The sequence below is a fragment of the Corynebacterium sp. KPL2895 genome (genome assembly GCF_040225815.1).
Lineage (GTDB): Bacteria > Actinomycetota > Actinomycetes > Mycobacteriales > Mycobacteriaceae > Corynebacterium > Corynebacterium rhinophilum.
This window is the reverse complement of record NZ_JBEHFY010000005.1, coordinates 69,627-81,896: the sequence shown is the minus strand read 5'-3', so window position 1 is coordinate 81,896 and position 12,270 is coordinate 69,627. Positions and strand designations below refer to the sequence as shown.

At 60.4% G+C, this 12,270-nt stretch carries 10 protein-coding genes; 5 read left to right on the top strand and 5 right to left on the bottom strand.

The window, feature by feature from the left end:
• Nucleotides 1–78 precede the first annotated feature (78 nt).
• Nucleotides 79–483 carry a hypothetical protein gene (locus ABRP95_RS03495; RefSeq protein ID WP_296087147.1) on the bottom strand — a complete coding sequence of 135 codons (405 nt, stop codon included), beginning with the start codon at nt 481–483 and terminating at the stop codon, nt 79–81.
• 253 nt (nt 484–736) lie between these two features.
• Between ABRP95_RS03495 and lexA the strand changes: the two genes are divergently transcribed.
• Both lexA and sugR read left to right on the top strand, forming a co-directional pair.
• Nucleotides 737–1,447 (top strand): transcriptional repressor LexA, encoded by a 711-nt coding sequence (gene lexA / locus ABRP95_RS03490; protein WP_296087146.1) that lies wholly within the window; start codon nt 737–739, stop codon nt 1,445–1,447.
• Between the two features lie 487 nt (nt 1,448–1,934).
• A complete protein-coding gene (gene sugR / locus ABRP95_RS03485) occupies nt 1,935–2,717 on the top strand; it encodes a transcriptional regulator SugR (RefSeq protein ID WP_296087144.1) in 783 nt (260 codons plus the stop codon).
• A 69-nt stretch (nt 2,718–2,786) separates the two neighbouring features.
• Here the strand turns inward: sugR and ptsP are convergent, their stop codons facing one another.
• Nucleotides 2,787–4,475, bottom strand: coding sequence for a phosphoenolpyruvate--protein phosphotransferase (ptsP, locus tag ABRP95_RS03480; protein ID WP_296087142.1), 1,689 nt, complete (start codon nt 4,473–4,475; stop codon nt 2,787–2,789).
• A 209-nt stretch (nt 4,476–4,684) separates the two neighbouring features.
• On the opposite strand from ptsP, the gene ABRP95_RS03475 reads away from it, so the two are divergent.
• Genes ABRP95_RS03475 through ABRP95_RS03465 form a run of 3 tightly spaced genes read left to right on the top strand, consistent with a single transcriptional unit; the run spans nt 4,685 to nt 8,090 of the window.
• Nucleotides 4,685–5,647: a 1-phosphofructokinase family hexose kinase gene (locus tag ABRP95_RS03475; protein ID WP_284769658.1), complete on the top strand. Its 963-nt coding sequence runs from the start codon at nt 4,685–4,687 to the stop codon at nt 5,645–5,647.
• 18 nt (nt 5,648–5,665) lie between these two features.
• A complete protein-coding gene (locus tag ABRP95_RS03470) occupies nt 5,666–7,765 on the top strand; it encodes a PTS fructose transporter subunit IIABC (RefSeq protein WP_349838956.1) in 2,100 nt (699 codons plus the stop codon).
• Nucleotides 7,766–7,820: 55 nt separating this feature from the next.
• The gene (locus ABRP95_RS03465; RefSeq protein WP_023022720.1) at nt 7,821–8,090 is read left to right on the top strand and encodes an HPr family phosphocarrier protein; all 270 of its coding nucleotides are present in this window, start codon (nt 7,821–7,823) and stop codon (nt 8,088–8,090) included.
• Nucleotides 8,091–8,219: 129 nt separating this feature from the next.
• Here ABRP95_RS03465 and ABRP95_RS03460 read toward each other — a convergent pair whose 3' ends face one another.
• From ABRP95_RS03460 to hflX, 3 genes are all read right to left on the bottom strand, one after another.
• Entirely contained in the window at nt 8,220–9,263 is a 1,044-nt protein-coding gene (locus ABRP95_RS03460; protein ID WP_349838955.1) for an HNH endonuclease signature motif containing protein, read from the bottom strand.
• Nucleotides 9,264–9,389: 126 nt separating this feature from the next.
• Nucleotides 9,390–10,670 carry a uracil-xanthine permease family protein gene (locus tag ABRP95_RS03455; RefSeq protein WP_284782114.1) on the bottom strand — a complete coding sequence of 427 codons (1,281 nt, stop codon included), beginning with the start codon at nt 10,668–10,670 and terminating at the stop codon, nt 9,390–9,392.
• A 32-nt stretch (nt 10,671–10,702) separates the two neighbouring features.
• On the bottom strand, nt 10,703–12,211 hold the full coding sequence (gene hflX / locus ABRP95_RS03450) for a GTPase HflX (protein ID WP_284769654.1): 1,509 nt from the start codon (nt 12,209–12,211) through the stop codon (nt 10,703–10,705).
• Between the last annotated feature and the right edge of the window lie 59 nt (nt 12,212–12,270).

Sequence of the window (12,270 nt, the reverse complement as noted above, 5' to 3'; positions counted from 1 at the left end):
ATCAGAGGAAGGCAAGCTGATGGCAAAAAAGACGCCAAGCCTAAAGCCCTCCCAACGCTCGCTTAAGTACTAGATGCATTACTGAACGAGCGCTGCTTCTACTTGCTGTACCGAAGCGCCAGGTTCAGTCGGTGCCTCAGCGCTCGTGCCCATCAATCCGCCGACGACCGTGCCAAAAAATACCGCAGCGCCGAACACAGCACCAAGGAGATAATTCTTGCGTGAACTCTGGGCATCGTCTTCTTCGATCGTCTTGTTCGCCACATTAGGCAACGAATACTCTTCAGTCCACATATTCGAATCCCCTTTAGAATTCGTTCGATATTCAGAATCTAGTGTCCTAATTTTTCCTCTTTCAGAGCGGGGATGCTGAGCACCCCACCTACGATCATCAATATCCCAGATAGCGGCTGAAGGTACGATCTGTGGACGTACCGAGTGCTGTTTAACCATGTTATTGCGAGAGTTAAGTAGTTGAGACATTTCTTTCCTTTCGACGACCGCCGTAAGTCTAAAGCGGCCCCTTGACACGACAGAAGCATAATGTCGCTCCTGTGTTCGAGATTGATTCTATGTTCGATTTATAGCATTCCTTCGAAAACCTGTCCAGTTTTGTGTGCAAATCTCGAACGCCTGTACTTTTCGTGCTACAAATGGGTTATGGCACGCAACTGCCACCCAGTCCCCTTTTCAAGCCACGACCGCAGAACCTCAGACCCCTAGCTAGGAGCCGCACATGGGCCGCAAAAAAGCAAGCAACGCAAAGAACGATTACGCTTCTCTTTCCGAAAGGCAACGCCGCATCCTGAACGTCATCAGCGATGCGGTGATGTTACGCGGCTACCCACCCAGCATCCGCGAAATTGGCGATGCCGCAGGCCTGCAATCCACCTCGTCCGTGGCCTATCAGCTCAAGCAGCTGGAAGAAAAGGGCTTCTTGCGCCGCGATCCTAATAAGCCACGCGCGGTCGATGTGCGTCACCTCAATACTGACGACGGCGAAAAGAAACCAGGTCGTAAATCTAAAGAGGCCACCGATACCTCTGCCCGCAGCCCTGAAGAGTCCGCTGCCGTAGCTTATATTCCAGTCGTGGGACGCATTGCCGCCGGTGCACCGATCACCGCAGAGGAAAATATTGATACGTATTTCCCCATGCCGGACGAGGTCGTCGGCGGCGGCGAGCTTTATATGTTGCAGGTTGTGGGTGATTCCATGCAGGATGCCGGCATCCTTAACGGCGACTGGGTCATCATCCGGTCGCAGTCAGTGGCTGAGGAAGGCGAGTTTGTCGCCGCGCTTCTCGATGACTCCGAGGCCACCGTCAAGGAATTCCACCGCGACTCCTCCGGCGTGTGGCTCCTTCCCCACAATGATGCCTACCCACCCATCAACGGCGACGATGCAGAGATTATGGGCAAGGTAGTATCCGTCTTCCGCAAGCTCTAAGTCGCGCCAGGCAGATGTGAACTCGCTGTACGCCGGTTCTTCACCAGCGGCCATAACCGCTACCTGTATTCTGCGCCCGCTTCCTTGAAACGCATTCTTTCGACCCACTCGCACAGCCCTGTCTCCCCGACTTGGAGAGCAGGGCGTACCAGTTTTACCGAAGTTTAAGACCGTTCATCCATACAATCACGCCCCACAAAACCAACTTGAACTCGGGCTCCCTATTGATAAAGCACCCCCGAAATAACGGATCCGTAAGTTAACCGCTAATTGGTCTGACTTTCATCAAGGTGAAATATTGCTTACTGACCAGCAAGTTTTGTTCAAAAACGGACAGCCGCACAAACCTGCATTTTTGTTTTCGTCCGATTACCGCTGAATTTTGACACAATGGAGGAAGAAATCCCACATCATATAGCTTTCACCGCGCACCTGCATACGCAAATGGAGTAACCGCCCGGCCGAAGGCAAGGAGCAAGGAGGGTCCGTGTACGCAGAGGAGCGACGCCGCCAAATCGCGTCCCAAACTGCTGTCGAGGGTCGCGTTAATGTCACCGATTTATCAGAGCGTTTCGATGTGACTGCCGAAACCATCCGCCGCGACCTAGCTGTGCTGGATAGAGAGGGCGTTGTCCACCGCGTGCACGGCGGCGCCGTTGCTTCGCAAGCCTTCCAAACCGCAGAGCTCACGCTCGATACCCGTCAGCGATCCGCATCGGGGGCCAAGGCCGCCATCGCGCATGCCGCGCTCGATTTCCTTCCCCCTGGCGGCGGCAGCATTTTTTTGGACGCCGGCACCACCATCAATACCTTTGCCGAGCTCATCAGCCAGCAATACCCGCAAGCGCAGTTCAATATCGTCTCCAATAGCCTGCCCATTGCGCTGTCCCTCGCCAATAGTGGCGTCCCCGATGTCCAGCTCCTCGGCGGAACCGTACGCGCAATCACTCAGGCCGTCGTCGGCGATACCGCCTTGCGCACCATGGCGCTCATGCGTGCCGATGTCGCCTTTATCGGCACCAATGCCCTGACCCTCGATCACGGCTTGTCTACGGCCGATTCCCAAGAAGCAGCCATCAAATCCGCCTTCGTCACGAATGCCCACAAGGTCGTGGTCATGTGCGATTCCAGCAAATTGGGCAACGACTACCTGGTGAGCTTCGCTTCCATTGCCGATATCGATGTCGTCATCACTGATTCCGGCACGCCGGAATCCTTCGTCGATGCTCTCCGCGAGCGCGAGATAGACGTTGTGTTAGCCAGCGAATAGATCCAGGCCGCACACGACTTCGCCCTCCCTGCCTCGGCGCCGAGGTGGGGAGGGCGAAGCTTTATGCCGCTAGTTGAATTTTTCTATCTGCTCCATCGCCGCGGCACGGGCGGCGGAGGGGCCTTCGGAATTGAGGGCGGCATCGGCAAGCTGCTGGCACTGGTCGAAGGTCAACTCGGCTAATTGGGCACCGACGCCGGCGACTGCGGTGGACGCAGCCGACAAGGAGTTGACGCCAAGGCCGGTCAATACGCAGGCCAGTAGCGGATCGGCCGCGGCCTCACCGCAGACGCCAACTGGGACGTTGTATTCGTGTCCAGCGATGCAGGTGTGCTGGATCAGACGAAGCACGGCCGGCTGCCACGGATCGGTGAGGTAAGCAAGCTGTGGCGACAAGCGGTCAGCGGCCATCGTGTACTGGGTGAGATCGTTGGTGCCGATGGATACGAAGTCCAAGTGCGGCATGATCTTATCCGCCATCAGCGCAGCCGCGGGAACTTCAATCATTGCGCCCGCGGTCAGGCCGCGCTCCCGGCACAGCTCCGCAAACCACTGGGCCTCCTTCGAGGTCGCCACCATCGGTGCCATGACCCAGGTCTCGGCAGCTTCGCCGCGGGACTCCGCAGCCTGTGCGATGGCATCCAACTGGCGAGTCAAGAGGGACTCATTATCGCGGGCAATGCGCAGGCCGCGCACGCCCAATGCCGGGTTCTCCTCAGAGGACAGCGTGGCATAAGAAATCGGTTTATCGGAACCAGCATCTAAGGTGCGCACCACGACCTTGGAATCGGGGTAGGCGTTGAAGACCTTTCTGTAAATCTTTGCTTGCTCGTCAACGGAAGGCTCCTCGCTAGCGGATAGGAACGACAGCTCCGTGCGGTAGAGGCCAATCCCCTCTGCCTGCGAGTCGGAGGCGATGCGGGCGGCGTTGCCATCGGCCACGTTGGCCAAAAGCTGCACGCGGTGGCCGTCCTTGGTTTGCGCTGGTCCAGTCCATTCGGCAACGCGGGCGGCGCGCTCGCGATATTCTTCGACCGCCTTGGTGGATTCTGCCTCGTCCGCGCCCAGCGTCACGGTTCCAAGCGCACCGTCGACGAAGACGAGCGTGCCGCTTTCAATCTCGCGCAGCTTGTTTCCCACGGCAACGATGCACGGAATATCGAGCTGGCGAGCGATGATCGCGGTGTGGCTGGTGGGCCCGCCCAGCTCGGTGACGAGTGCGCGGATATGCGCGGTATCCAGGGTGGCGGTATCGGCAGGCGCGAGGTCATCGGCAAAAAGTACCGCTTGGCCTTCCACCATGGGCAAACCGGGCTCCTGCTCGCCGCGCAGCTGGGCGATGACGCGGTCGCGCACGTCCTTCAGATCGGTGGTGCGCTCAGCCATAACGCCGCCGGCCGCCTCAAACATGGTGACGAACTTGTCCGTGGCTCCCACCGTGGCGAACTCGGCATTCTTGCCGGAGCGGATGTTCTTGCGCACGGCCTTGTGCCAGCCGCGGTCCTTGACCATGCCGGCGGTTGCGGTCAGCACTTCCGAGGCTTGGCCCTCCGCGGCTGCGGCGCGGTTTTCCAAGCGGCTGGCAACGATATCGACTGCCTCGAGGAAGCGATCGTATTCGGCTTCGCTGTTGGCCTCTTGGTCAATACTTCCTTCAGTAGGCAGGTCCGGGCGGGGGCGGACCCATACGGCTTCTGCATAGGCGACTCCAGCAACAACGCCGGTTCCTTTAACAGTGGACTGAAGCGTATTTTCCATGGCGATACTTCCTTCGAAGATAGCGGCTTATTTATTTCCAGATCATCACAAATCCAACAGAAATGCAATGTATGCCACACGGTTTCTATTGACTTTCCAACACAATCGGGCAAGAATAAACATTAATGGCGGGCTTAAGCGCGTGTTCCAACCGGACCGACTGCGTGTGGCCCCCAATATACGCACTCTGCGAAAGGGATAAGTTCTCGATGATCCTCACGCTCACCCCAAACCCAAGCATCGACGCCACCCTGGCGCTCAATCAGCCTTTAACCTCAGGCGATGTTCACCGCGCCGCCAGTGTTACCCAGGTTGCGGGCGGTAAAGGCGTCAACGTCGCCCACGCGGTTCACCTCGCCGGGAAAGAAACCCTAGCCCTCTTCCCCGCCCGCGCGGCCGATCCGTTCATCAACCTCATCCACGACGTCGACCTCCCCTACGCCCACGTGGACATGGATGGCGGTGTGCGCGTCAATACCACCATCACCGAGCCAGATGGCACGACCACCAAGGTCAATGGCCCTGGCCCGCTGCTTTCCGATGCCACCCAAAACCACCTCATCGCCACCCTTACCCGCCACGCCCAATCCGCCGATTGGGTAGCCCTTGCCGGATCGCTTCCCAAGGGTGTTGACGCCGGGTGGTATACCGACCTCATCAAGGAAATCCGCACTGCCGCCCCGCAGGCGCGCATCGCCGTCGATACCTCCGATGCCCCGATGAAGGCCATCGCCGAGCAGCTCGATTCCGCAGCCCCGGATCTCATCAAACCCAACGGCTTCGAACTGGGGCAGCTCACCGGTCAGGATGGCCTCGCCCTCGAGCGCGCCGCTGCGGCCGGAGACTATAGCCCGGTCGTGGAGGCTGCTAGAGATGTCGTGAAGCGCAGCATCAAGGAAGTGCTTGTCACCCTCGGCGGCGCCGGCGCCGTGCTGGTAAACGCAGACGGCGCATGGGCTGCCACCCCGCCTCCTGCCACGGTGAAATCCACGGTCGGCGCGGGTGATGCCGCGTTGGCCGGATACCTATTAGGGCGCACGCAGGGGAAAGGACCGGCAGATTCCCTTGCGCTCTCGGTGGCTTATGGCACCGCTGCGGCCGCAAAACCGGGCACCCAATTCCCCCACCCCGAAGAACTCGATACCGCCCACACCTCCATCTCCGCTCTATAGCTAAAGGAGCCTTCCATCATGGCATCCGATCTCATCACTACCGAACTGGTAGCGCTCGACGCCGACTTCGGCGATAGCGTCGATTCCGTAATCACCAACCTCGCCACCTTGGTGCACGATACCGGGCGCGCAACCGAGGTCGAAGGCCTCGCCCAGCCCGCCATCGACCGCGAAGCCAAGGCCGGCACCGGTGTGCCAGGCGGCGTGGCCATCCCCCACTGCCGTTCCGAGGCCGTCACCGAGCCGACGTTGGCTTTCGCCCGCCTGTCCCGCGGCGTGGATTTTTCCGGCCCCGACGGCGATGCCCAGTTAGTCTTTCTCATTGCCGCACCTGCTGGCGGCGGCAAGGCCCACCTGCAGATTCTTTCCAAGCTCGCCCGCGCTCTCGTGCGCAAGGACTTCCTAGAGGCCCTGCGCACCGCGACGACGAAGGAAGAAATCGTCAAGGAAATCCTCGCCGTCGTCAACGCGGAAAAAGCGAAGAAGAAAAAGCAGGACAACGCGGAGGCTGCTGCAGGTGGGGCAGCGGAAGCGGCATCGGAAAGCGCGGGAGACTCGGCACAAGCTACCCGCATCGTTGCCATCACGGCCTGCCCGACCGGCATCGCGCACACCTACATGGCTGCCGATGCCCTCACCCAGACCGCCGGCGAGCGCGACGACGTCGATCTCACCGTCGAAACCCAGGGCTCGTCCAATAATGAATCGGTCTCGCAGTCCACCATCGATGCTGCCGATGCCGTCATCTTTGCCACGGACGTCGGCGTGCGCGACCGCGAGCGCTTCGCGGGCAAACCCGTCATCGAATCCGGCGTCAAGCGCGCCATCAACGAGCCCGGCAAGATGCTCGATGAAGCCATTGCGGCGGCAAAGAACCCGAACGCCCGCAAGGTCTCTGGCACGGCCTCATCTTCCTCCGCCGAAGAAGAGGGCCAGTCGCTGGGTTGGGGCAAGCGCATCCAACAGGCGATTATGACCGGTGTGTCCTACATGGTGCCGTTCGTTGCCGCCGGCGGCCTGCTGCTCGCCCTCGGATTCCTCTTCGGTGGCGCCGATATGGCCAATGGCTGGCAGGCACTTTCCACCAATTACTCCCTGTCCAACCTGCCGGGCAATGACATCATCGTCGACGGCGAGACGATGTCGTTCGAGCATTCCGGCTACTCGCTTTATATAGGCGCAGTGCTCTTTGCCATCGGCCAGGCCGCAATGGGCTTTATTGTCGCCGCACTTTCTGGCTATATCGCCTACGCCCTGGCCGGGCGCCCGGGTATTGCGCCGGGCTTCGTCGGCGGTGCTATCGCTGTAACGCTCGACGCGGGCTTTATCGGGGGCTTGGTGACCGGTTTGTTGGCCGGCTTTATCGCCCTGTGGATTGGCAATTGGAAGGTCCCGCGCTGGCTCGGTTCCCTCATGCCGGTGGTCATCATTCCGCTTTTGACCTCCCTGGTCGTTGGCCTGGCGATGTACCTGTTGCTGGGCGCCCCACTGGCTGCGCTGATGGAGGGCCTGCAAGATTGGCTGTCGTCCATGTCCGGGTCTTCTGCCGTAGTGCTCGGCATCATCTTGGGCCTGATGATGTGCGTCGACCTGGGTGGCCCGGTCAACAAGGCCGCCTACCTCTTTGCCACCGCAGGATTGTCCACTGGCGATGCAGCCTCCATGCAAATCATGGCCGCTGTCATGGCCGCCGGCATGGTTCCGCCCATCGCGCTGTCCTTGGCAACCTTCATTCGCAAGTCACTGTTTACTCCTGCTGAGCAGGAAAACGGTAAGTCCGCCTGGCTGCTCGGCCTGTCCTTCGTCTCCGAAGGCGCCATTCCGTTCGCCGCGGCCGATCCGTTCCGCGTCATTCCTTCCATGATGGCCGGCGGTGCCGTGACGGGTGCTATCTCCATGGCGCTGTCTGTCGAGTCCCGTGCCCCGCACGGTGGTGTCTTCGTTGCCTTCGCTATCGATCCGTTCTGGGCTTACCTGGTCGCAATCCTTGCCGGCGTGGCGGTATCCACCGTCGCAGTCTTGGCCATGAAGCAATTCTGGCCAAATAAAACCTTCCAGCAAGCTGCTCAAAAGGCTGCTCCAGAGTCCAAGACCGGTTCCCAGAACGTGGCGGCATAAACCAAACACTCGTACACTGGATCACGATAAATTAACCACAGAAAGGATAAATTCCATGGCTTCCAAGACTGTAAAGGTCGGCTCCTCCGTAGGACTGCACGCACGTCCTGCCTCCATCATTGCTGACGCTGCCGGCGAATTCGACGAGGACATTTTCCTGAACCTTGTTGGTGAAGATGACGATAACGAAACCGACGCCGCTTCTTCCCTAATGATCATGGCCCTCGGTGCTGAGCAGGGCGACGAGGTCACCGTTACCTCTGACAACGAAGAAGCCGTTGAGAAGATCGCGGGCCTCATCGAGCAGGATCTTGATGCTTCCTAAACGCTGCTGCTCATAACTAGTGTTTAAGCACGATTCGTACGCTCCTCGCCTTGATGGCGGGGAGCTTTTGCGATCCGCAGGCAGTTCTTCGCTGCCCCTGTGAGCAGATTTAACTCGTTAGTGCAGCACTCAATTGCGGCCAGTGTTCGATGGCCTGTCGTTTCCGTTAGGGCTTCTGGGAGGCGTGGCCCAGGGAGGAAGCCAGCGAACCTTTCCTTGTATTCGGGCCAATCGCCCGCGCCGCGGTGGCGCCTTCGGGTCATCGTCGTTAACGCCGTTGTGGTACGGGCAGCAGGTAGCGAGATTAGCGGCATTGGTATTGCCACCGTGCTGCCAGCTTTCTAGGTGGTGGATCTGGCACTCATCCGCAGGATAGTTGCACTTTTCCCAGGGACATACGGGATTGACTGCGGCAGCCATCAACCGCTGCTTCGCGTTGGCGAACCGGGACGTGCGGTACAAATTGACCGGTCCCTCAACGGGATGCACAAGCGTGATGTATCCGTGATCGCTTAAAACCCGGCTCACGAGGTCAGCACCACTGATTCGCGAGCCATTGGTGAGCTGCAGGGTTATTTCCTCGCCATCGCCGTCAACGATGCGATCGAGCTCGTCCAAGGTGATGACCACCTGCGTGCTCGCAGTGGTGCGCGCCCCAGATTTCCCGCCGAAGAAGATGGACTTAACTGAGTCCAGTGGGCTCTGGTTATCAAGGGCGGCGTGCATATCGGCGACATCGGCGGATTCCCCGGTAATGGTCAACGACCACGGTCCGCGCGGCCGGCGGGTAATGCGCACTCCTTTCTTGGGAGTGCGGGGCGGTTGGAGCTCCCGCAACATGGCGCGCGCCCGTTTGCGCAAGGCCGTGGCGCTGCCGCGAAATTTACACAACTCGGAGCGCACGGCCCAGGCATCGCGCTGGGTGCGAGCGCGCAGTGCGAATTTCTCGATCAGGGTGAGCACGTCTAGTGGGTGCGTCGTCGAGCGGGCCGTGCGTTGCTTGGCGCTAAAGGCACTGCGGCCAAAATAGATATCGCAAAGCTGCACCACATCGCGCGCGGCGACGTCGCTGGCACCGCGCTCCACCAAGTCGCGCTCGCTTAAGCCCTGGGCGGCGGCGATGATGTCCATCCCCTGGCCCAGCGCGGATAAGTAACGGTCGAGTGCGTTCATGCCGCCTAGTACAGCGCAGAACCCGGCGCAGCCGCGACCGCACGCACGAAGGCCTGTGGAATAGGCTGCAAACCGTACCGCTATGGCCCTATTTCGCGGCGGGTTCAACAAAGTTATCCACAGAATTTAGTATTTAGCGTCGTGGCCTTCGCCCACGGTTTCGTACAGCTTCCGCATGATCGGATAGGCAACGATGATGCCGACCGAGCCCCAGGCGATGCCCTCCAAGCTCACCCCGCCCACGGTCAGCGTCAGGTTACCGATGCCCGCGATCAAGGCCACCGCGGCCGCGGTCAGGTTCACCGGGTTATTGAAGTTGACCTCATTATCCATCCAGATGCGCACGCCCAGCATGCCGATAAGACCGTAGAGCACGAGGGTTGCCCCACCGAGCACGCCGGTAGGGATGGTGAAAATCAGCGCGCCGAACTTCGGGACGAAGGCCAGCAAGATTGCGGTTAAGGCGGCGACCCAATACGCGGCGGTGGAATAGACGCGCGTGGCGGCCATGACGCCAATATTCTCGGCATAGGTGGTGGTACCGGAGCCGCCGAAGCCGCCGGCGAGGGAGGAAGCGAGGCCATCGGCAATCAGCGCATCGCCGGCAAGATCGTCTAAGTCGCGGTTGGTCATCTCGGAGACAGCCTTAACGTGCCCGACGTTTTCCGCAATCAGCACCACGAGCACCGGCAGGGCCACGGCGATGGCCGAAAGATGGAACTCAGGGGCATGGAATTCGGGCAGTCCTACCCACGGGGCGGCATCGATGGCGGCCTTGGCATCCTCGCCCAAGTTGCCGGTCAGGGCGGCGAAAATCCAGCCGACGACCACTCCGATGAGGATGGACAGGCGCGATACCATGCCGCGCCCGGCCACAGTGGCCAAGAGGATGACCAGCAGCGTAATGCCTGCTACCAACGGCTGGCTGGCGAAGTTTTCGGCCGCATTCGGCGCCAAGTTGAGCCCGATGAGCGCGACGATGGCGCCGGTAACCGCCGGTGGCATCACAGCATCGAGCACCCGCCTGCCAGCAGCCTTGACCACGAAACCGACCGCCACCAGCACCAAACCGGTCACCAGAATGGATCCGGCCTGCGCCGCAATCCCGTATTGCTGCGAGGCGGTCAGCGGAGCGATGAAAGCAAACGACGAGCCCAAGTAGGACGGCAGACGATTGCGCGTAATCAGCAAGAAGAGGATGGTGCCGATGCCAGAAAATAGCAGCGTGGTATTGACCGGAAATCCGGTCAGGGTGGGCACCAACAGCGTGGCACCAAACATCGCCACCACATGCTGCATGCCGATGCCAATGGTTCGGCCCCAACTTAGTCGTTCCTCGGGCGCGACCACGGCGCCTGGTGCAATCTTCTTACCGTCGCCGTGGACGGTCCAACCTAGTATGCTCACGAACCACCATTATGGGCCATGGAGCACGAATTTTAGGAATCTTCCTCCACGATGAATTCGGCGAGCTCGCGGGCGGTGGTGGCGGGCAGGCGGACATCGACAAGCGTGCCATTTTCGGTATATTCCTCGCTGCGCACGGTGCCCTCGGCGTGCACGCGGGAGACGACATCGCCGCGGGTGAAGGGAACCTGCAGCTTAACGTGGCTATCGCGGGAGTTGAGGAAGAGCTCCACGCGCGCGCTCAGCTCGTCGATGCCCTCCCCCGTGCGCGCCGAAACATAGACGACGTCCTCATGATCCAGGACGTGGCGCAGCTCCGCGAGCACGAGCGGATCGGCCTGGTCGATCTTGTTGATCACGATGATTTCCGGCGGGGCCTGCTCACCAGTCTCGCTGACGATATCGTAGATGACTTTATTGACCGCCTCGATTTGCTTGAGCGGGAACGGGTCCGATCCGTCGACGACGTGCAGCATGATATCGGCGGCGAGCACCTCTTCCAGGGTGGATTTGAAGGCCTCCACCAGCTGGGTGGGCAGGTGGCGGACGAAGCCGACGGTATCGGTGAAGACGACCTGGCGGCCATCGGCAAGCGAGGCGCGGCGCGTGGTGGGATCCAAGGTGGCAAAAAGCGCGTCTTCAACAAGCACGCCCGCGTTCGTCATGGCATTAATGAGCGAAGATTTGCCGGCGTTGGTGTAGCCTGCGATGGCGATCTGAGCGATCGTGGAGGACTGGCGCCGAGAGCGCTTGACCTCGCGGGCGGTTTTCATCCCGCGCAATTCCTTGCGCAGGCGCGCCATCTCGGTGCGGATGCGCCGGCGGTCGGTTTCGATCTTGGTTTCACCGGGACCGCGCAGGCCCACGCCGCCATTAGAACCGGCGCGGCCACCGGCCTGGCGCGAAAGGTTGCCACCCCAACCGCGGGTGTGGGTATAGAGGTATTCCAGCTGTGCTAGCGAGACCTGCGCCTTGCCTTCCTTGGACTTTGCGTGCTGGGCAAAGATGTCCAAGATGAGCATGGTGCGGTCGATGACCTTGGTATTTAGCGCCCGCTCGAGCGCCGTGAGCTGGCCGGGGTTTAGCTCACCATCGCAGACGACGGTATCGGCCCCAGTGGCCTCGACGATATCGTGGAGCTCTTTGACCTTGCCCGAGCCGATGAAGGTGCCCGGGTCGGGTTTATCGCGCTTTTGGTAGATCATTTCGACTACGTCGGCGCCGGCGGTCTCGGTTAGGGCCGCCAGCTCATCCATCGTGGCTTCGACCTCCGCTACGGTGCCTTCGGTCCACACGCCCACGAGGATAACGCGCTCGAGGCGCAGTTTTCGGTATTCCACCTCGTAGCCATCGGTGGTGTCCTCGGCGCGGATGGAGGTCTCGCGGGTAACGCGGCGGAAGGCGTTGCGCTCGGCCAAATCTAAATCGCCGCTGGTCGGCGTGGTTTCCTGCGTGGTATCCGCGTGGTCGCGGAAGGCCTGGGCGAGAAGTTCGTCCTTGCTCGCGGAGCTATCAGAATTCTGCGGGGAAAATTTGTTCATATTGCTATCTATTTTGGCACGTTAGGCGGCTAAACGGGAATTGCGGTTTCCGGGCGTAC